This window comes from Mycobacterium asiaticum (genome assembly GCF_001673315.1).
Lineage (GTDB): Bacteria > Actinomycetota > Actinomycetes > Mycobacteriales > Mycobacteriaceae > Mycobacterium > Mycobacterium asiaticum_B.
In genome coordinates this window covers 51,216-73,579 of the sequence record NZ_LZLQ01000086.1, presented here as the reverse complement: position 1 = coordinate 73,579, position 22,364 = coordinate 51,216, and the positions used below count along the sequence as shown (strand labels likewise).

The window sequence follows — 22,364 nt, the reverse complement described above, 5'->3', positions numbered from 1 at the left end:
GCGACGGCGGCGGACACTTCATCAGCGCCGGCGGCAACCAGTTCGGTGGTGGGAAGCGCGGCAATTACGTTGGCCGCGTTGACCGCCGAGCCGATGGCCGCCAATTCGGCGGTGGCGGCCGCCATCAACTCGGGCGTCGCAGCTATGAACGACATCGCGCACCTCCCGGCCTGCCGGATGTGCAGCACAGAGTAGCTGTAGTCGGGACCTACATCGGAGATTTCGCGGGGTCCAGCACCTGAATTTCGCCGGTGGTGCCGTCCACCTCGATCAGCGCTCCCGGTGGCAATGCCCGGGTGGCGCCCTGAACGTCGACCACACAGGGGAATCCGAACTCGCGCGCCACCACCGCGGCGTGCGACATGGGACCGCCCAGTTCGGTGACCACCGCAGCGGCATAGCAGAACGCGGCGGTGTAGCCGACGTCGGTGACCTCGGCGACCAGGATCTCACCGGGTTCCAGCTCGTCGATCGTCTCAGGTCGCACAATCCGCACCCGGCCGCGCACCTTGCCGCCACAGACACCGACGCCGCGCAAGGTGTCGCCGCCGCCGAGCACCGCCGGCGTGGTTGCGGTCGGCTCCCAGGTTCCGCTGAACACGGTGGGCGGCGCCACGCTCACCAACCTGCGTTGCTCGGCACGACGCTCGGCCACCAGCTCGGAGACGTTGGGCGGCAACGCATCCAATTCGTCGACCAGCAGGTAGAAGACATCGTCGGCGGACTGGAAGACACCGGTCTCGGTGAGCCGGCGGCCGTACTCCCGCAGCAGTCCGCGCAGTACCCAGATGGCGCGCACCATTTTGTCCCGGCGTACTTCGCGGTCACGTAGCTGCCGGGCGGCCAGCAGCGCAACCGGCTTGGCCCGCAACGGAATACGCGGATGCCGGGGCTGCGGCACCGGCGGCGCACTCAGAGCTTTGGTGACCATTCGGACCAGCAGCTCGGGGTCGTCGGCGTAGCTCGTCGACAACATCTCCACCTCGGCTGGGCCGCGGTGTCCCATCAGGTCCAGCTCGGCGAGCACCGCGGCATGAAACGCCGGGGCTTCCACCGCCAGCTTGTCCAGTCGCTCCCCGGGTTCGGCCAGCACCTGAATCACGGCCGGGTCCCGACGCGCGGCCACCACCAACCGCTGCACCGCCTCCACCGAGCGCGCGCTGACCAGTTGCGGTCCGGCCGCAGGGGCAGTGTCTCGCCCGCACAGCGCGCGCAGCAGGACGTTGAACGCCGCACAGAGCATGAACGACCCGGAAGCCAGCAACCAGCCGTGTACCACGTGGTCACGCGCCAACAGAATGAGGCTGAGCAACCGGCGATCGTCCAGCAGCGTGACATCGCGGCCGACGAGTTGTTCCAGGCGGTCGACGTCGGCCAGATAGTCGTTGGTGTCCAGCGGCGAGCCCGCGCTCAAACCAACCAGGTTGACACCGAACACACCGATATTGCGAACGGTGCGCAGCTGCCTGCGGACCGGATTGGTCTCCGACGGCGGGCGTTCCTCGCCGAAAATCGGCAGCGACGCCATGCTCGGCCCGAAGAATCCGCTGTTGCTGACAATGGTCGCGGGCTTGGCGAACGGCACCGTCTCGGCCATGAAATGCGCCGACGTGATCGCCCCGTAGAGGCGGTGCGCGAACACCGCGACGGTGCGCATCGCGATCTCCTTCTGCACAATCCCGCCGGGCCGCAACCGTTCGGCGATCCGGACACCGCCCGCACGCAGACCGCGCACGGTCACCGATGCCGACGACGGCGAGAACGGGCCGGGCAACGCCTCTGACAAGTTGGTGGCTAAGAAGGTGGGAAAGCGGGGGTCGATCGGTGTGTCGAATTCTCCGTTGACGCCGGGCGGCCCGGCCAGTCTCGGCGCTACCCCGTCGTCGGCCGGGGTGTCCACCGCCGGAAGATCCTGGATAGATGCCAGCCGCCACGGCAGCGACAGGACCCGGTTGCCCACCGAGACCCGGCCACGCACCGCCAGCGCGAAGTCTTCGAGGCACTCCTGCGCCGTCCACGCCGGTGTGAACCCCCACTCGTCGCGCATCCGGGTGGTGTCCATCAGGGCGACTTCCGGTAACGCCGACCGGCGCCGCCGGGCGGGCAGCGCGGGCCGTCCCACCGTGGTCGCCAACTGCCGCAGTGTCGTTACCCCCGCGGCGGCAACATTGACTGCACCGCTGCCGATTTCGGCTCTGACGATAGCCGTCGTGAGAAACCGCAGGGCGTCGTCGGTGTGCACGACCTGGATCCGGCGATCGGGGGAACCCGCGCGGAGCACCGGCCCGGCCATCAGCCGGCGCAGCTCGTTGTCCACCCCGCGTCCCACCACCAGCGGAAACCGGACCGCCACCCACTGCAAGCCGGACTCTGCCAGCATGTCCTCGGTGCGCGCCCGCAGGCGTCCCTCGGGTGTCACCGGATGCAGCGGATCCCGCTCACTGGCGGGTGCCGTTGGGACACCGTAGACCTGCGCCGACGACGCGAACACGACGCGGGTGCCGGCGGAACCGGCCAGCGCGGCAAGGATATTGGCGATTCCGGTCAAGTTGGTCTGGCCGTCCCGGGCCCAGCCGCCGTGCGCGACGACGTCGGCACCGGCGACCGCACGGCGGACCGCGGCCGCATCACCGATGTCGGCGGCGACGAACTCGGCTGTGCTGGGCCAGCTTTCGGGCCGGTGCCGGGCGAGCCCGGTGACTTCGTGACCCTGGCTCAGCAATCGGGAGACCAGGCCGCGGCCGAGCACGCCGCTGGCCCCGGTGACCGCGATCCTCATCGAGCACTCAACTGCATGCGCTCACTCATCGTCGTTCAGGAACGCCGCATTGACCAGATCGTCGAGGTCCATGTCGGCGATGTCCTTGGCGTCGGTCCCGGAGTGCGGTGTCCCGTTGGTCCCGTTGAGGCCGCCGTCCTTCTCGTTGGCCAGCGCCAACAACACGTCCAGCACGCCCGCCTGCCGCAGTCGCTTCACCGGGATGGATGCGACGACGCGGCGCAGTTCCTCTTCGCCGGGCGCCGCCGGTTGCGTCGCCGGGGTGTTTTCGCCGACGAGTTCCTGGTGGAAGTAGCCGGCCAGCGCCGCCGAATTGGGATAGTCGAAGATCAGCGTCGGCGACAACGGCAATCCGGTCGCGGCTTTGAGCCGGTTACGCATCTCGACGGCGGTCAGCGAGTCGAAGCCCAACTCCTGGAAGGCTCGATCCGGATCGATCGCCTCCGGCGAGGTGTTGCCCAGCACGGTAGCGATGTGTGAGCGCACCAGATCCAACAGGATGGCGTGCTGTTCGTCCTCGGGCAGGCCTTCCAATCGCTGCAGCAGTGCCGACTTCGATTTCGCCGCGGCCAGCGAGTCATCCACCTGGCGGCGCGCCGGCGCATTGATCAGGTCGACGAACATCGGCGGCAACGTGCCGGCATCGAATTTGGCCCGCAACGCGACCAGATCGATGTGGGCGGGCAACAGGAACGGCTCGTCGACGATCAGTGCGGTATCGAGGAGTTCCAGGGCCTCGTCCGAGGACATCGCCACGATCCCGTCACGGGCGAACCGCGCCAGGTCGGCGGCCGCCAGCCCCTCGGTCATGTTGCTGGCCTGATCCCACAGTCCCCAGCCCAGGGAGATGGCCGGCAGGCCCTGCGCGTGCCGGTACACCGCCAGCGCGTCCAGGAACGAGTTACCGGCCGCATAGTTGGCCTGACCCGAAGCGCCCGCCAGCCCGGCGATCGACGAAAACAGCACGAAAGCAGACAGATTCAGCCCGCTGGTGAGCTCGTGCAGGTTCCAGGCGGCGTCCACCTTGCTCCGCAGCGCGGCGTCGACCCGGTCCGGGGTCAACGATGTCACCACCGCATCATCCAAGGTTCCGGCCGCGTGGATGACGGCCGTCAGCGGCTGCTGCTCGGGGATACCGGCGAGCACCTTGGCCAACGCTTCACGGTCCGCGGCGTCACACGCCACCACGTGGACCTCGGCCCCCGATGCGGTCAACTCCGCGGTCAACTCGCCCGCGCCGGGCGCATCCGGCCCGCGACGACTCACCAGAATCAAGCGCGCCACCCGGTGGCGGTGCACCACGTGCCGGGCCAGGGCCGCACCGGCCATGCCGGTGCCGCCGGTGATCAGAACGGTGCCGCCACCCAACCCGCTGGGTACCTCTGCGACGGTTCCGGCAGCCAGCGCGGGCGGCACCGTCATGACGACCTTGCCGATATGGCGGGCCTGGCTGAGGTATCGCAACGCGGCGGGGGCCCGACGCACATCGAACGCCGTAACCGGCAACGGCCGCAGCACCCCGGCCTCGAACAGTCCGGTCAATTCCGTCAGCATCCGCTGGATGTGGTCGGGTCCGGCTTCGAACAGGTCGAAGGCACGGTAACGCACCCCGGTGTGCTGCTGCGCCACCGTTTCCTGGTCGCGGATATCAGTCTTGCCCATCTCCAGGAACACACCGCCGGGGGCGACCAAACGCAGTGATGCGTCGACGAATTCACCGGCCAACGAGTCCAGCACCACGTCGATCCCCCGGTCGCCCGCGACGGCCCGGAACTTGTCCTCGAACTCCACGCTGCGCGAGTCGGCGATGTGATCGTCGTCGAAACCGAGGCGGCGCAGGGTATCCCACTTGCCCTTAGAGGCGGTGGCGAAGACCTCCGCACCCAGGTGCCGGGCCAGCTGTACCGCCGCCATGCCCACACCGCCGGTGGCCGCGTGCACCAGGAGACGCTGGCCGGGCTGAATATCAGCCAGCGCTGTCAACGCGTAGTACGCCGTTGCGAAAACAACCGGCGCGGTGGCGGCCTCGGTGTCAGTCCAGCCGGCCGGGATCTTGATCAACAATCGCTCATCGGTGGTGGCGGCGGCCCCGGTGCCTTCCGGGAACAGGCCGGTTACGCGGTCGCCGATCGCGAAACAGCTTGCGGCGGCGCCGGTTTCGATCACAGCTCCGGATGCCTCGACACCCATGGCCGCGTCTTCGTCGGGGTAGAGGCCGAGGGCGATCATGACGTCGCGGAAGTTGGCGGCCATGGCGCTGGCCGCGACGCGCACGTGGCGGGGCGCCAACGCCGTGTCGGTATCCGGAATCGGTTCCATGCGCAGGTTCTCGAACGTGCCTGCAGTGCTCATGCCCAGTCGCCAAGGCACGTCACCGGGGGGCACCAGCAGGTCGCGCACCGCGCGGCTGCCGCGCACCCGCGCGATGTGGGTTGTGCCGTTGCGCAACAACACCTGCGGCTCGCCGACGGCGAGCACCGCGGCGGCCGCTTCTTCGTCGATGGGCACGTCGGTGTCCACCAACACGATCCGGCCGGGATGCTCGGTCTGCGCCGAGCGCACCAAACCCCACACCGCGGCGCCGGCCAGGTCGGTGATCGCTTCACCCGGACCTGCTACCGCGCCGCGCGTCGCGACCACCAGCACTCCGGAATCGTGTTCGCGCAACCAGGATTGGACAACCTCCAACACCTGATGCGTCATCGCGTACACAGCCGCCACGGTGTCGCCGGCAACCGGCTGCGACTCGTAAACCTGATACGGCGGAGTGCCGCCGGTCAACACCGCCGGCGCCGGCGACCAGATCACGTCGAACAACCGATCGCCGCCCGAACCTGCCAGCGCCGCCTTGAGTTGCTGCTCGGTCACCGGCCGCGCCACCATCGAGGCCACCGACAGCACCGGAAGCCCGAGTGCGTCGGCCAACTCCACCGACACCGCCGACGGCCCCGTGCGCGCAATGCGGGCCCGCACCGCCGAAGCCCCCGCCGCATGCAACGAAACACCTTGCCAGGCAAAGGGGACCAGCACACCTTCGGGGCGGTCCGGCTCGGCATCCGCGCCCGCGATGATCGCGTGCAGCGCGGCATCGAGCACCACAGGGTGCACACCGAAGCCAGCCGGTGACAAGCCCGCCATGGCGGGCAGCGTGACTTCGGCAAACAGGTCTTCGCCGCGGCGCCACATCGCGGTCAACCCCTGGAACGCGGGGCCGTACCCGTACCCGTCGTCGGCCAACCGGTCGTAGAGTCCCGACACGTCCACCGGCGCTGCACCTTGCGGCGGCCACGCCGACAAGTCCGCACCGGCCTGCACGGCGGCCGGACTCACCGCACCCTCGGCGTGCAGCACCCAGCCTGAGCCGGCCTCAGCACGCGAATACACCGACAACGCCCGGGTACCGGACTCGTCGGCGGCATCCACCACCACCTGCACGGCAACCGAACCCGATTCCGGCAGGACAAGCGGTGCCGCCAGGGTGAGTTCCTCGACCGTCGAGCAGCCGACTTCGTCGCCGGCGCGAATGGCCAACTCTACGAAACCTGCCCCCGGCAAGATCACCACGCCACCCACGGCGTGGTCACGCAACCAGGCGTGCCGCGCCGCGGACAACCGGCCGGTCAGCACCACCCCGCCGGACGACGGCAGGTCGACCACCGCGCCGAGCAACGGGTGCTCGCCCGCGGCCAGACCCAGCCCGGCGGCATCGACGGTGCCGCCGTCGTTGGACAGCCAAAACCTGCGCCGCTCAAAGGCATACGTGGGCAGTTCGATCAGATTCGCGTGCCCCAGCACTGCCCGCCAGTTCACCTGCGCACCGGTGACGAAGGCCTGGGCCAATGCGGTGATCAGAGTGGTGGGCTCGGGACGGTCTTTGCGCAGGGCGTAGACCGTGGTGACCGCGACGTCGGGCAGTGACTCCTCGATGGAGGTGGTCAGGCCGCCGCTGGGACCGAGCTCGAGGAAGCGGGTGGCACCGGCCGCCTGGGCGAAACGGATGCTGTCGGAGAACCGGACGGCTTCGCGGACATGACGTTTCCAGTAGTCCGCCGAACCGTAGTCGTCACCGGCCAATTGCCCGGTCAGGTTCGAGATGATCGGGATGGTGGGCTCGCCGATCGGCAGCCCGGCCGCGACCGCACCGAACTCGTCGATCATCGGGTCCATCAGCGGCGAGTGGAAGGCATGCGACACGGCCAATTGGTGGACCCGGCGTCCGTCCGCACGCAGGCTCTCAGCCACCGAAACGACCTCTTCTGCGTCGCCCGAGATCACCACCGACGCTGGGCCGTTCACAGCGGCGATGCTGACCTGGTTACTCAGCAGCGGGCGAACTTCGGCCTCGGTGGCCTGCAGCGCGATCATCGCGCCGCCCGGGTCGAGTCGTTGCATGAACCGGCCGCGCGCGGCGACCAGGACCGCGGCGTTTTCCAGCGACAGCACCCCGGCGACGTGCGCCGCGGACAGCTCGCCCACTGAGTGACCCATCACGAAGTCGGGTCGGACATCCCAGGACTCCAGCAACCGGAACAGGGCGACTTCCACGGCGAACAACGCGGGCTGGGCGAATTCCGTTGTGTTCAAAAGATTTTCGTCGTGGCCCCACATCACTTCGCGCAGGGGACGCAGCAGGTGCCGGTCCAATTCCGCGACGACGGTGTTGAATGCCTCGGCAAACACGGGGTAGACGGCGTGCAAGCCCATGCCCATGCCCAGCAATTGCGAGCCTTGCCCGGGGAAGACGAAGACCGTCTTGGCTGCGGGCTGGGCGACACCACGGATGACCTCACCCACTTCGTCGCCGGCCACTTCGGCCAATCCGGCCAGCAACTGGTCCCGATCCGCCCCGACCACGACGGCCCGATGCTCGAAGGACGACCGCGCGGCCAGCGTCCAGCCGACGTCGGTCACGTCCGATTCGCCATGGGCGCCGACATATTCGGCCAACCGTGCCGCCTGGGACTGCAACGCCGAGGGCGTCTTGGCCGAAATAACCCACGGCAACACCGCAGGCCTGGGTCCCGTCGCCTCGGCCGAAGCGGGGGCGGGAACCGACTCGATGATGACGTGGGCATTGGTGCCGCTGATCCCGAACGAGGACACCCCGGCCCGGCGGATGCCGCTCTGCGCCAGCCACGGCCGCGACTCGGTCAACAACGACACCGACCCGGTGGACCAGTCCACGTGCGGGCTCGGCGCATCGACGTGCAGGGTGGCCGGCAGCACCTCGTGCCGCATCGCCTGGACCATTTTGATCACCCCGGCCACCCCGGCGGCGGCCTGCGTGTGACCCATGTTCGACTTGATCGACCCCAGCCACAGCGGTTCGCTACGGCCCTGGCCATAGGTGGCCAACAGTGCCTGAGCCTCGATCGGGTCGCCCAAAGTGGTTCCGGTGCCGTGCCCCTCGACCGCGTCCACGTCGACCGCGGACAGGCCCGCGCTGGCCAGCGCCGCCCGCACCACCCGTTGCTGGGAGGGACCGTTCGGCGCGGTCAATCCGTTGGAGGCGCCGTCCTGGTTGATCGCCGAACCCCGCACCAGCGCCAGCACCGGGTGGCCCAACCGCTGCGCGTCCGAAAGGCGTTCCACCACAAGCATTCCGCCACCCTCGGCGAACCCGGTGCCGTCGGCCGCGCCGGCGAACGCCTTGCACCGCCCGTCGGCCGACAGGCCGCGCATGCGGCTGAACTCCACGAAGATGTCCGGTGTGGCATTGACGGTGACGCCGCCGGCCAGTGCCAGGTCGCACTCCCCCGACCGCAGCGACTGGACCGCCATGTGCAACGCCACCAGCGACGACGAACACGCGGTATCCACCGACACGGCCGGCCCTTCCAGGCCCAGCACGTATGCCACCCGACCGGAGGCGATACTCGAGGACTGCCCGGTCAACCGGAAACCCTCGGCCGTCTGGGCGGCACCGATGCCGTAGCCCTGGGTGTAGACCCCGGCGAACACACCGGTGGCACTGCCGCGCAGCGCGCCGGGCTCGATCCCCGCTCGTTCCAGCGCCTCCCAGGACAGCTCCAGATACAACCGCTGCTGGGGGTCCATCGCCAGCGCCTCGCTCGGAGCAATCCCGAAGAACGCCGGGTCGAAGTCCGCGACACCGTCGACGAAACCACCGGTGCGGGTGTAGCAGGTGCCCGGCACGTCGGGGTCGCGGTTGTACAACCCGGCCAGGTCCCACCCGCGGTCGGTCGGGAAGTCCGACAACACGTCCCGGCCCTGCAACACCATGTCCCACAGATCTTCGGGTGAACCCACTCCACCGGGGTACCGGCACGACATGCCCACGATCGCGATCGCGTCGTCACCGGTGGCGCGCACCGCCGGTACCTGCTTGATCTCCTGCGGCATCCCGGCCAGCTCGGTACGCATGTAGGACGCCAGGCCGCTGGGAGTCGGGTAGTCGAAGATGAGGGTGGGCGAAAGCGAAAGGCCGGTAGCCGATTTCAGCCGGTTGCGCATCTCCACGGCGGTCAGCGAGTCAAAGCCCAACTCCTGGAACGCCTTGTCGGGATCGATGGCCTCCGGCGCGACATTGCCCAGCACCGTGGCGATGTGGGAACGCACCAGATCCAGCAGGACGGCATGCTGTTCGGCTTCGGACAACCCGTGCAGCCGATGCGCCAGCGCCGACTTCGACTTCGCCGCCGCCAGCGATTCGTCGACCTGCCGCCGGCCCGGGCCGGTGACCAGATCACGAAACATCGGCGGCACCGCCGCATGCGCCCGCAAGGCCGCCAGGTCGATTCGGGCCGGGGCGAGGAAAGGCTCGTCGACGATCAGCGCGGTGTCGAAGAGTTCCAGCGCTTCCTGCGACGACAACGCCAATACACCCTCGCGGCCCAGCCGCGCCCGGCCGGCGGCGTCCAGACCACCGGTCATGGCGCTGGCCTGCTCCCACAGGCCCCAACCCAGCGACATCGCCGGCAGGTGGTGGGCGCGCCGATGCGCGGCCAGCGCGTCGAGGAAACAGTTCGCCGCCGAATAGTTGGCCTGGCCCGACGAACCGACCAACCCCGCCATCGACGAAAACATCACGAAGGCAGAAACATTCAGGTCGCGCGTCAACTCGTGCAGGTTCCACGCCGCGTCCACCTTGGCCCGCAGCACCGCGTCCACCCGGTCCGGTGTCAACGACGTGACGGTCGCGTCGTCGAGCACACCGGCCGCGTGGATCACCGCCGAGAGCGGCCGCTGCACCGGAATGTCGGCGATCACCTTGGCCAGCGCCGGCCGGTCGGCCGCGTCGCACGCGACAACCTGCACCTGGGTACCCGCGGCTTCCAACTCGGCGGTCAATTCCGCGGCGCCCGGCGCTTCCGGGCCACGCCGGCTGATCAACACCAGGTGGCGAACCCCGTGCTGGGCCACCACGTGTCGCGCCAACAGCGAACCCGCCATGCCGGTGCCGCCGGTGATCAGGACGGTGCCGTGCCCCAACCCGTTGCCGGCCCCAGCAGGAATGGTCATGACGACCTTGCCGATGTGGCGGGCCTGGCTGAGATAGCGCAGCGCGGCCGGCGCCCGCCGGATGTCGAAGGTGGTGACAGGCAACGGCCGCAGCACACCGGCGTCGAAGAGCTCGGCGAGTTCGAGCATGTACTGGTGCATGCGTGGTCGGCCGGGCTCGAAGAGGTCGAAGGCGCGGTAGCGCACACCCGGATATTCCTGGGCGATGACGCCAGGATCGCGGATGTCGGTCTTGCCCATCTCGAGGAAAACGCCGCCGGGGGCTACCAACCGCAGTGAGGCATCGACGAATTCACCGGCCAGCGAGTCGAGCACCACGTCCATACCCGCGCCGCCGGTGACGACGCGAAACTTGTCCTCGAAGTCCAGGCTACGCGAGTCGGAAATGTGATCGTCGTCAAATCCCATGGCCCGCAGGGTGTCCCACTTACCCTTGCTGGCGGTTCCGAACACCTCCAGACCGAGGTGCCTTGCCAGTTGGGTGGCCGCCATGCCCACACCGCCGGCGGCGGCATGGATCAGCACCCGCTGGCCCGGTTTGACGGCCGCGAGGTCGATGAACGCGAACCACGCGGTGGTGAACACCGCGGAGATGGCGGCGGCCTCGGCGTAGGTCCAGTCCGACGGCATCGGCAGCAGCAACCGGATGTCGCCGGGGACCAGGGTGCCACTGGTGTCGGGGAAGAAGCCGTACACCGAGTCACCGACGGCGAATTCGGTGACACCCGGCCCTACTTCGACCACCACGCCGGCGCCCTCGCCACCGAGCAGCGCTTCGTGGGTGAACATGCCCAGCGTGATCATGATGTCGCGGAAGTTGGCCGCGATGGCGCGCATGGCCACCCGGACGTGGCCGGGCTGCAGCGGTGCGTCGCCGTTGGGTACCGGCTCCAGGCGTAGGTTCTCGAAAGTGCCGGCGCTGCTCAGACCCAGTCGCCACGGCCCGTCGCCGGGCGGCTCCAGGATGCCGTCGACCGCACGGCTGGCGCGCACCCGAGCGGTGTAAACGTCGCCGTTGCGCATCAGGATTTGCGGCTCGCCGACCGCCAGAGCCGTCGCCGCCGCTGCATCGTCAACGGCTGCATCGGAATCGACCAGCACCAGCCGGCCGGGGTTCTCGGTCTGCGCCGAGCGCAGCAGACCCCAGACCGCCGCACCCGCCAGATCCTGGATGTCTTCGCCGGGCAACGCCATGGCACCGCGGGTCGCGACCACCAACACCCCCGAGTCGTGCTCGGCAAGCCAGGATTGCACGGCGGCCAGCGCCCGGTGGGCGCGGTCGTAGGTCGCTGTCACCGGATCGTCTTCGGTGGCAACGGAATTGAAGATATCGTGGACGGGGGTGGCTTCGGCCCCGGAGGCCGTGTTGAAAGTTGCCTGAGACCACGCCAATTCGAACAGCCGGTCGGGGCCGACGCCGGAAAGCGCGGCACGCAGTCGCTGCTCGGTCACCGGCCGGGCCACCATGGCGGCGACCGTGAGCACGGGAAGACCCAGCCCGTCGGCCAGCTCGATGGACAGCGCCGCATTTCCCGCGGGCGCGATCCGGGCCCGCACCGTCGATGCGCCCGCGGCATGCAACGACACGCCCTGCCACGAGAACGGCAGCGCCAGCTCCGCTTCCGGGTTGGCCAGCACCGCGGCATGCAGCGCGGCATCCAACAGCGCTGGGTGCACGCCGAATCCGGCGCTACCACCGGCGGCTTCGGGCAGTCGGACCTCCGCGAACAGTTCCTCGCCGCGCGACCATAAGGCGGTCAGGCCGCGAAACGCGGGGCCGTATCCATAGCCGTGCTCGGCCAGCCGCTCATAGCCACCGGTCAGGTCGACGGCCACCGCGCCCGCCGGCGGCCAGACCGCCAGATCGCAACCGGGCTCGACAGTGCCGGAGCTCAACGTTCCTTCGGCGTGGCATACCCACGCCGAAGCGCCGTCGACGTCGGCGTGGGAGTAGATCGACACGCTGCGGTGTCCGCCCTCGTGCTCGGTTTCCTGCCCGCTTTCCGAGGCGGCGGGGCCCACGACCACTTGCACCGCAACGGATCCCGAAGCGGGAATCATCAACGGCGAACGCAGGGTCAGTTCGTCGACCACCGAGCAGCCGACCTCGTCACCGGCGCGGATCGCCAACTCAACGAAGCCGGTCCCGGGGAACACCGCCATCCCCGAGACGGCGTGATCGGCCAGCCAGCTCTGGGCGCCGGCCGACAACCGACCGGTCAGTACGACGCCGCCCGAGGCCGGCAATTCCACCACCGCGCGCAGCAGGGCGTGCTCGCTGGCGGTCAGTCCCAGTCCGGAAGCGTCGGCGCCGGCGCCCTCGCCCGAGAGCCAGAACCGGCGCTTGTCGAACGCATACGTCGGCAATTCGACCAGGCGGCCACCGCTGAGCGCGTCGAGCATGCCGCGCCAATCCACCGCCACACCACCGACGAAGGCCAAGGCCGCCGAGGACAGGAACCGGTGCAGCCCACCGTCTTCGCGACCCAGGGTGGGAACCACGACAGGTTCGGCGTCGCCGGCGAGACAATCAGTGACCGTGTCCTCGATGCCGGCGATCAGCGCGGGGTGTGGACTGGATTCGATGAACACGCGGTAGCCGTGCTCGCAGGCACTGCGTACCGCCTGGTCGAGCTGCACGGTCTGACGAATGTTGCGGTACCAGTAGTCGGCGTCCAAAGCCGCTGTGTCCAAACGGCTTCCGGTAACGGTGGAATAGAAGGCGGTACGCGTCGAGACCGGCTCGATGCCGGCCAACACCTCACCGAGTTCGGTGCGAATCGCCTCGACCGCGGCCGAGTGCGACGCGTAGTCAACGTCGATCCGGCGAACGCGCAGTTCGTGTTCGGTGCAGAGCCGGATCAACTCGTCCAGCGCGGCCACTTCGCCGGATACCACGACGGCCGACCGCCCGTTCACCGCGGCGATGTCGATACGGTCACCGAATGGCGCCAGCAACTCCCGCGCCCGCTCGATACCGCATGCGATGGAGACCATTCCGCCCGGTCCGGCCAACCCGGTCAGCAACTTGCTGCGCAGCGTGACCACCTTGGCGGCATCGCGCAGGGACAGCGCTCCGGCGACGTAGGCGGCGGCGATCTCGCCCTGCGAATGGCCGATCACCGCGTCCGGGCGCACACCAACCGACTTCCACAGTTCAGCCAGCGACACCATCACCGCGAACAGCACCGGCTGCACGACATCGACGCGGTCCAAGGCCGGCGCCCCCGGCGCGGCGCGAAGTACATCGGTCAGCGACCAGTCGACGAACTCCGCGAACGCCTCGGCGCATGCCTCGATCTGTCGCGCGAAAACCGGTGCGGTGTCCAGTAATTCGATACCCATGCCGACCCATTGGGAGCCCTGGCCGGGGAAGACGAAGACCGTCTTGCCGGCGGGACGGGCCGCGCCGCGGATCACCTCACCGAACTCATCGGAGGCCAGCTCGCCCAAACCGGCCAGCAACTGCTCGCGGTCCCCGCCGACCACTACGGCCCGGTGCTCGAACGTGCTGCGGCCGGCCAGAGACCAGGCGACGTCGGCAAGATCCAGTTCGGGCCGGGCGCGCAAGTGCTCGGCCAACCGCGCCGCCTGTGCCGTCACGGCCGAAGCCGACTTCGCCGAGAGCACCCACGGCAGCGCGGACGGCGCCGGCCGGGACTGTCTCGGCTCCTCGGCAGGCACCGACTCGATGATCACGTGCGCGTTGGTGCCGCTGATCCCGAACGACGACACCGCAGCGCGGCGATTGCGCGCCGACTCCGTTGTCCAGGGTCGCGCCTGCGCCAACAGCTCGACCGACCCCGCCGACCAATCCACGTGCGGCGACGGCACATCCACGTGCAACGTGGCCGGCAGCACCTCGTGCCGCATCGCCTGCACCATCTTGATCACGCCGGCGATGCCGGCGGCGGCCTGGGTGTGTCCCATGTTCGACTTGATCGACCCCAACCACAGCGGTTGGCTGCGGTCCTGGCCGTAGGTGGCCAGGAGCGCCTGCGCCTCGATCGGGTCGCCCAAAGTGGTTCCGGTGCCGTGGCCTTCGACCACGTCCACGTCGGCCGTCGACAACCCGGCGTTGGCCAATGCCGCCCGCACCACCCGCTGTTGGGAAGGACCGTTCGGTGCGGTCAACCCGTTGGAAGCGCCGTCCTGGTTCACCGCCGATCCGCGCACCACCGCCAACACGGGATGTCCGAGCCGCTGCGCGTCCGAGAGGCGTTCCACCACCAGCATCGCCCCGCCCTCGGACCAGCCGACGCCGTCGGCCGCCCCCGCGTAGGCCTTGCAGCGGCCGTCCGGGGCAAGGCCGCGGTGCCGACTGAACTCGACGAAGACGGTGGGGGTGGCGTTGACGGTCGCGCCACCGGCCAGAGCCAGGTCGCACTCACCGGTCCGCAGCGACTGGACCGCCATATGCAGCGCCACCAGCGACGACGAACACGCCGTGTCCACCGATACCGCCGGGCCTTCCAGCCCCAGGACGTAGGACACCCGGCCGGACGCGACGCTGGAGGTCATGCCGGTCAGTCGGTAGCCCTCGATCTCCTCGGCAAACATGCCGTAACCCTGGGCGATGATTCCGGCAAACACACCCGTGGCACTGCCACGGAGCCCGCCGGGATCGATCCCGGCCCGCTCCAGCGCCTCCCACGAGAGCTCCAGCAACATCCGGTGCTGGGGATCCATCGCCAGCGCCTCACTGGGCGCGATCCCGAAGAACGCGGGATCGAAATCGGCGACCCCGTCCACGAACCCGCCGGTGTTGGCGTAGGTCTTGTGCGGGGCGTCCGGGTCGGGGTCGAAGAGGCTGCCGACATCCCATCCGCGGTCGGTGGGAAACTCGGCGATCACGTCGCGGCCGTCGGCCACCATTTGCCAGAGGCTGTCCGGGGAGTCGACACCACCCGGGAAGCGGCAGGACATTCCGACGATCGCGATCGGCTCGCTCGACCGTTCCAGCAGCGCGCGGTTGGTGCGCTTGAGGCGTTCGACCTGGACCAGCGCTTTACGCAACGCTTCGGTTGCATGCTGGAGTTGATCAGCCATTACTAACCCCTCGCCTTTTTTGGTCGTCTCTGACCCGTCAGATGCGGCTCTCGCCGAGTCATGAAAGTTGCTGCACGAAGCAGTGTCGCTGCTTCTTCGACCGGTTTCGTGCGGCGTTCCGACCCAAGAATCTCGCTGGTGAGTATCGCCAACTCTGGCTGGATTTCAAAACGTTCGATACTCCCGGCTACCCACGGAACGGCTGGGCACCCGTCCGTCGCAACGATCCACCCGATGGATGCGCGACGCATTGCGTTCCCTCTGTACTCCCTTGTACACCCGGGCCGCCGTCCATGGCGCGACTGTACCTTTCCTTGTCCCCTCAACGTCTTGGGAGCGTCTCGGGAGCGCCCCCTGAGCGTTCCAGATGCTCGCCTCCGAGGTCAGACGCCGACGCGCCGCCAACCGTCCGCGGCTCTGGCCGCGCGCAGCAGTTCGTCGCACAGTTCCCGTAATTCGGCGGCGCCGGCACCCTCCTCGAGCGCGGTGGCGACATCCTCGGCGGCACATCGAACCTGGTAGACGCGGTCCGACAGGTCGGCGGCATCGTCCGCGGACAACACCACGGCGTCGGCGGGGAGGGCCGCGGCCTCTCCCCGGGTGATCAGGGCTCGCTGCTCATACGCCCGCTGTCGGCACGACTGCCGGCAGTACTGGCGACGACGGCCCATACCCACATCGGCGACATCGCGGCCGCACCAACGGCACGGCTGGGGCCGAACGCGACGACTCACAGCCGCTGACTTTAGTCTGATGCCGCCCGCGATCCCGGTATCATGGACAACTGCGACAACCGCGTCGCAGAAGTTGCGTAGCGATCATGGAGAACGGGAACTCGGGTAAGCGGTCTTATCGTTTGCTTAGGGAGAATCACACTACGGGAGCAATAATCGCTCACCGCACCCAAAGGAGCAGCACCAATGGCTGATCGTGTCCTACGAGGCAGTCGCCTCGGAGCCGTGAGCTATGAGACCGACCGTAACCACGACCTCGCTCCGCGGCAGATTGCCCGCTATCGCACCGAGAACGGCGAGGAGTTCGAGGTTCCGTTCGCCGACGACGCCGAGCTCCCCGGCACCTGGCTGTGCCGCAACGGCATGGAAGGCACCCTGATCGAGGGCGACCTGCCCGAGCCGAAGAAGGTCAAGCCGCCTCGTACCCACTGGGACATGCTGCTGGAGCGCCGTTCGGTCGAGGAACTCGAGGAGTTGCTCAAAGAGCGCCTCGACCTGATCCGGTCGCGTCGCCGCGGCTAGCCGTTCAACGGCGAGCGCGGCTTGCCGCTGCGCCGGTTGCGCCTGGCCTCGACGCGGCCCTGCCAACCCCACTGAGCGACCTTGACCAGCGCTTCGCGGATATTTGAGCCGCTCATCTTCGACACACCGATCTCGCGCTCGGTGAAGGTGATCGGGACTTCGACAACGGAGAAAGCAGCATTGACGGTGCGCCAGGTCATCTCGATCTGGAAGCAGTAGCCCTTGGAGTCGACGGTGTCCAGGTCGATCGCCTCAAGGACTTCGCGCCGGTAGGCGCGGTATCCGGCGGTGATGTCATGGACGCCGACGCCGAGTGCCAGGCGCGAATACGTGTTCGCCGTCCACGACAGCGCCCAGCGCCGCCACGGCCAGTTGCGCACTGTCCCGCCGTGCACATAGCGCGAACCGATCGCGAGGTCGGCCCCGGCGTCGACGGCTTCCAGTAGGCGGTGCAGCTGTTCGGGAGCGTGACTGCCGTCGGCGTCCATCTCGACCAGGACCGCGTAGCCCCGCCCCAAGCCCCAGGCGAAACCTTCCAGGTAGGCCGCGCCCAGGCCGTTCTTGACGGTCCGGTGCAGCACGTGCGTGCACCCGGTGTCGGCGGCGGCCAACTCGTCGGCGAGCCGGCCGGTGCCGTCGGGGCTGTTGTCGTCGACGATCAGAACGTGCACGTCGGGACACGCCTGCTTGACGCGCTGATGGATCAGCGGCAGGTTCTCCAGCTCGTTATAGGTGGGGATGATCACCAGGACGCGCTGCCTGGGACCGGCGCCCGGAACGTCAGGCGCAGGGTGGCCGGTGGTCATGTAGCTCCTTCATCTCGCCCGATTCGGGTTCCGTCGCCTTGCGGCCTTGTCAGTCGGACGGGGCGTCGTTCGCGGTGGTCACCTGGCTCGCTGACGGCGGTTCGGAGTCACCATCGGTGGGCCGGGACCGCCGGCGCGTCGGACGCGGGAATCTCGCCGGGAACCAACCATTGTGCCGTATTGCGGCCACAATGACTGCGCCAGCCGCCCCGAGCAGCACCCATTGCAGGATCGGAGCCCAACGGGTGGCTGGTGTCAGCGTGGTCTTGAGGCGCACCTGAACGTCCAGATAGTCCGGGACGAAGAACTCCGTGCGCTTCAACTCGCCGCCGTCCGGAGCGATGACGGCGCTGATTCCGGTGGTGCCGGCCACCAGGACGTAACGGTCGTGCTCGACGGCCCGCACCTTGGCGAAGGCCAGCTGTTGCTCACTCATCGTCCTGGTGAAGGTGGCGTTGTTGCTGGGCACGGCCAACAACTGCGCGCCGTTGCGGACGGACTCGCGCGGGGCGCGGTCGAAGACGACCTCCCAGCAGGTGGCCACGCCCAGCGGCACCCCGGCGATGGGTACCACCCCGTCACCCGGGACCGGCACAAAGTGCCCGGCGCGGTCGGCGTACCCGGACAGATGCCGGAACAGCCAGGGCATCGGCAGATACTCGCCGAACGGTTGCACGATCGCCTTGTCGTGGCGTCCTTCCGGCCCCTTGCCCGGATTCCAGACGATCATCGTGTTGGTGTATTCCGGGGTCTCGCGCATGCGGCCCGGCACATCGAGGACCGTGCCGATCAGGATCGGCACCCCGATCGCGCCCGCCGCTTTGGAGATCTCCTGGGCAGCGTCGATGTTGGTGAACGGGTCGATGTCCGAGGAGTCCTCCGGCCAGATCACGAAGCGCGGTTGCGGCGCCGCCCCGGCCTGCACATCCTCGGCCAGCCGCAGTGTCTGGCTGACGTGGTTGTCCAGGACCGCGCGGCGCTGTGCGTTGAAGTCGAGACCGAGGCGAGGCACATTGCCCTGCACGACGGCGACGGTGACGGTGGGTTCGCCGCCGGCCCCCACGCCGGCATGGCGCACCTGCGGCCAGATCAGGATGGCGGCGAGCAACACCACACAGATGCTCACTCCCGGCAGGGTGACCGCGGGCGGCTCGGCCGGTTTCTCGGCGCGGTTGGCACCCCCGGCTCGCAGCCATTTCCCGATTTCCAGCACGATCGCCGTCATGCTGGCGCCCACCAGCACCACCGCCGTGGAAAGCAGCGCCACACCGCCGAGCTGCACGAGCGGCAGCAGTGGACCGTCGGCCTGGCCGAACGCGATCAATCCCCACGGGAACCCACCGAACGGGAATGACGATTTCAGCCATTCCTGGGCTGCCCAAAGCACCGCGAACCAGACCGGCCAACCAGGTAGCCCGCGTGCCACGACCGCAACCAGGCCGAACAGACCCGGATAGCACGCGCACACCATCGCCAAAACCAGCCACGGTGTGGTGCCCACCAGCGTGCTGATCCATGGCAACAACGGCACGTAGAACGCGACCCCGAACAGAAAGCCATAGCCCAGGCCACCGACTGGCGTGGTGTCGGGATGAACCAGCACCCAACTCAGCAGCGCGATCGCCAGCACGGCGGCCCACCACCAGTTCAGGGTTGGGAAACTGGCGTACATCAGCCAACCGGCGACCACGGCCGCCGTCAAGCGCGTCAGTCGGGGCCGCAAAGCACCGAGCAGGCCGGGGATCCGCTCCAATGCGCGCCGCACCCGGGGCCGTCCCGGCAAATCCTCCGCAGTTTCCGCCGGCAAATCCTCCGCAGTTTCCGCCGGCAAATCCTCGGAAGGTTGCTCGGGAGTGGTCTCGACGGCGTGCGCCTGCTTGCTCTCGTCCGGTGCGTCCCCTCTCGGGTCCCGACTGTGCCGTCCACTAGCCATAGATGACCGCACCCCGGTGCACGGTCTGGAGGCATCGCGGCAGGGGGCCGTCCCCATCCAGCCGTGGCAATGCAGGCACCCCGGAGCGGGGATCGGTAGACCAGCGCTGCACGCCGTCGAGCGGCGCGGCCACGTCCAGCGCGCCGGCGTCCCACACCGCATACGACGCGGGCGCCCCGGGCACCAGAGTGCCGGCCAGGCCGTCCCGGACGCCGCTGGCGCGCCAGCCGCCACGGGTGGCCGCAGCGAATGCCGCGCGCGCCGAGATCCCGCTGCCCGGCGTGCGGTGTCGCACCGCCGCGCGAACGCTCCCCCACGGCTCGAAGCCGGTGACAGGCGCGTCGGAACCGAAGGCGAGGGGCACGCCTTGGGATGCTAACAGCGCCAGCGGGTTTAGCCGGCAACCTCGATCCGGACCGAGGCGCTGCGCGTACATGCCGTCGTCGCCGCCCCAGGAGGCGTCGAAATTGGGCTGCACGCTCGCAATGACGCCCCACGATCCCAGCTTTGCGGCCTGCTCCGCGTTGATCATCTCCACATGTTCCAGGCGGTGCCCGCAACGAGCGACCGCGGCCACGCCGAGGTCGCCGACCACCCGTTCGAAGGCGTCGACGACTGCCGACACCGCGGCGTCCCCGATCACGTGGAAGCCGGCGGTGACGTCGGCTTCGCTGCACGCCCGAACGTGGGCTTCGATGGCGTCGGGCTCGAGGTGGCAGGTGCCGGTGCAGCCCGGCGCGTCGGCGTACGGTTCGCGCAGCCAGGCGGTACGCGATCCCAGTGCCCCGTCGACGAACAGATCACCTGCCAGGCCGCGGGCCCCGGTCTCCGCGATCAACTCGCGCGCCTGTGCCGCGGTGGTGACCGCTTCGCCCCAGTACCCGATGACTTCGACGCCGTGGTCGAGAGCGCTCAGGTGCAGCCAGTCGTCGAGGCCACCGATCTGGGGACCGGCGCATTCGTGCACCGCTACGACGCCGGCCGCCGCGAGTGCCTGCAGAGCGGCCGCGCGGGCCTCGGAGAGTTGTTCTGCGGTCAGTAGGTCGCGGGCGACCGCGCGGGCCAGGTGATGCGCGGCGCCGGTCAGCGGGCGCTGCGGGTGGAATCCGCTGGCATTGGGAAGGCCGGGGACCAGACGCCGCAGGGCGGAGGACGCCAACGCCGAATGCACATCCACTCGGGCCAGGTAGGCGGGCCGATCACCCAGCACCGCATCCAGATCGTCGGCGCTGGGCGGCTGGTTCTCGGGCCACCTCGATTCGTCCCAGCCGTGTCCCCACACCGGCCGGCCGGGGTGAGCGGACACGTGGTCGGTGAGCATGCGGAGGAACTGCGCCCGCGAGCCGGCGGTGCGCAGATCCAGGCCGCTGATCGCCAGGCCGGTTGCGCTGAGGTGGATGTGGCTGTCGACGAAACCCGGAGCCACGAACCCGCCGTTCAGATCCTGCACCTCGGCATCCGGGAACTGCCGGTGGCCCACCTCGTCACTGCCCAGCCATGCGATGACGTCACCGCGCACCGCCATGGCGGTGGCATCCGGGTGGCTGGGGCTGTGCACCCGCCCGTTGACCAGCAGCCTGGTCGGTATCACCGTCACACGGGCAAAACTACGCGGATTTGTCGGCCAGTCTTCGAACGACGCCTGGCGGGGTAATTCATCGCCAGGAGGATGCGATGACCAAGAAAACGGACCCGGCTGACGACGAGCCGAAAGGGGGTCGTCCCGGACCTGTGGACCAGGGCCGCGAGGGTGGCATGGCGACCCGGGAGAACGCGCCGGAACTCACCGAACCCGAGGACGACGACTAGTTTGCCCGCCCGGACGGCAGGCCGGGTGAGTCGACGTCGATCACGTCGATGACCTCGCCGTCGATGTAATCGCCTGCGGGGCGTTGGCGGCCCATCGGGGTGTCGGGCGGCAGCGGGATGCGCCGCAGGAATCCACGCAGCGCCAACGTGGTCAACGCCGGACGGGCGACCGACCGGACGGGCGGCATCAGCAGCAACAGGCCCAGCACAGTAGAGGCCAGGCCGGGAACCACGACGAGTCCGGTGGCCAAGGCGGTCAATGCACCATCACCTAGTGCGCTCCGCGGCTCCTCGGCCCCCGACCGCAGCGCCATCAGCTGACGACTGAGCTGTAGCCCACCCATCGGCGCGCCCACCATCAGACCCAGGACAAACGTGCCCAGCAGCACCAGCACGGTCCAGCCGACACCGATCGCCGCCGCCAGCCCAACCGTGACCATGAGCTCGACGACGGCGTAAATGAGAAGCAGCCGTCCCAACATGTCAGGCCAACGTCTATCGGGCAGGCCAGAGTTCCTTGGGCGGTCGCACGTCGGCTGCAGTTAGATGACGGTATGACGACGATTGACATCGACACCCCGGCCGGCCCGATCGATGCGCTGCTGAGCGTCCCACAGGGCGAAGGGCCCTGGCCGGGCGTGGTGGTGGTGCACGATGCCATCGGGTACGGCCCCGACAACGAAGCGGTCTCCCAGCGAATCGCGGCGGCGGGCTACGTGGCGCTTACCCCGAACATGTACGCGCGAGGCGGGCGGGCCCGGTGCATCACCAGGGTGATCCGCGAGGTATTGGCCGGCCGCGGCCGCTCCATCGATGACGTCCTCGCGGCCCGCGATCACCTACTCGGACTGCCCGACTGCAACGGGCAGGTCGGCATCGCCGGCTTCTGCATGGGCGGGCAATTCGCACTCGTGTTGTCGCCCAAGGGTTTCGGCGCGTCCGCACCGTTCTACGGCACTCCGCTGCCGCGCAATCTCAGTGAGACTCTGGACGGCGCGTGCCCGATCGTGGCCAGCTTCGGCAAGCGTGACCCGTTGGGCATGGGCGCCCCGGACAAGCTGCGCCGGGTGACCTCTGCCAAGAACATCACCGCCGACATCAAGTCCTATCCGAAGGCGGGACACAGCTTCGCCAACAAGCTGCCCGGCCAACCCATACTGCGCATCACCGGTTTCGGTTACGACGAGGCCGCCACCGAGGACGCCTGGCGCCGGGTGTTCGCCTTCTTCGGCGAGCACTTGCGGTGAGTT

The 22,364-nt window shown here is 68.8% G+C and carries 9 protein-coding genes and 2 pseudogenes; 3 read left to right on the top strand and 8 right to left on the bottom strand.

Features of this window, described 5'->3' with window-relative positions; all coding sequences use genetic code 11:
* From A5636_RS13185 to A5636_RS26835, 4 genes are all read right to left on the bottom strand, one after another.
* The coding region (locus A5636_RS13185) for a PE domain-containing protein (protein WP_155763798.1) at positions 1-155 on the bottom strand (155 nt) is incomplete at its 3' end.
* Between the two features lie 53 nt (positions 156-208).
* Positions 209-2,779, bottom strand: a complete 2,571-nt coding sequence (locus A5636_RS13180; protein WP_065159087.1) for a sugar epimerase family protein — start codon at positions 2,777-2,779, stop codon at positions 209-211.
* A gap of 21 nt (positions 2,780-2,800) precedes the next feature.
* Positions 2,801-15,310: a type I polyketide synthase gene (locus A5636_RS13175; protein ID WP_065159086.1), complete on the bottom strand. Its 12,510-nt coding sequence runs from the start codon at positions 15,308-15,310 to the stop codon at positions 2,801-2,803.
* Between the two features lie 383 nt (positions 15,311-15,693).
* The gene (locus A5636_RS26835; protein ID WP_081287770.1) at positions 15,694-16,044 is read right to left on the bottom strand and encodes a hypothetical protein; all 351 of its coding nucleotides are present in this window, start codon (positions 16,042-16,044) and stop codon (positions 15,694-15,696) included.
* A gap of 186 nt (positions 16,045-16,230) precedes the next feature.
* Between A5636_RS26835 and rbpA the strand changes: the two genes are divergently transcribed.
* Positions 16,231-16,566: an RNA polymerase-binding protein RbpA gene (gene rbpA / locus A5636_RS13165; protein WP_065159084.1), complete on the top strand. Its 336-nt coding sequence runs from the start codon at positions 16,231-16,233 to the stop codon at positions 16,564-16,566.
* Here the strand turns inward: rbpA and A5636_RS27870 are convergent.
* From A5636_RS27870 to A5636_RS13150, 3 genes and pseudogenes are all read right to left on the bottom strand, one after another.
* Positions 16,563-17,393: pseudogene (locus A5636_RS27870) on the bottom strand (polyprenol monophosphomannose synthase); the annotation flags it as partial. The gene rbpA and the pseudogene A5636_RS27870 overlap by 4 nt on opposite strands.
* Positions 17,394-17,456: 63 nt before the next feature.
* Positions 17,457-19,137 (bottom strand): annotated as a pseudogene (lnt, locus tag A5636_RS13155) (apolipoprotein N-acyltransferase); the annotation flags it as partial.
* 160 nt (positions 19,138-19,297) lie between these two features.
* Complete coding sequence (locus A5636_RS13150; protein WP_065159082.1) at positions 19,298-20,902, bottom strand: amidohydrolase; 1,605 nt, start codon at positions 20,900-20,902, stop codon at positions 19,298-19,300.
* 77 nt (positions 20,903-20,979) lie between these two features.
* Between A5636_RS13150 and A5636_RS27615 the strand changes: the two genes are divergently transcribed.
* Complete coding sequence (locus A5636_RS27615) at positions 20,980-21,114, top strand: hypothetical protein (RefSeq protein ID WP_301336720.1); 135 nt, start codon at positions 20,980-20,982, stop codon at positions 21,112-21,114.
* Here A5636_RS27615 and A5636_RS13145 read toward each other — a convergent pair.
* Positions 21,111-21,596 (bottom strand): FxsA family protein, encoded by a 486-nt coding sequence (locus A5636_RS13145; protein WP_065159081.1) that lies wholly within the window; start codon positions 21,594-21,596, stop codon positions 21,111-21,113. The genes A5636_RS27615 and A5636_RS13145 overlap by 4 nt on opposite strands.
* Positions 21,597-21,668: 72 nt before the next feature.
* On the opposite strand from A5636_RS13145, the gene A5636_RS13140 reads away from it, so the two are divergent.
* Entirely contained in the window at positions 21,669-22,361 is a 693-nt protein-coding gene (locus A5636_RS13140) for a dienelactone hydrolase family protein (protein WP_065159080.1), read from the top strand.
* Positions 22,362-22,364 lie beyond the last annotated feature (3 nt).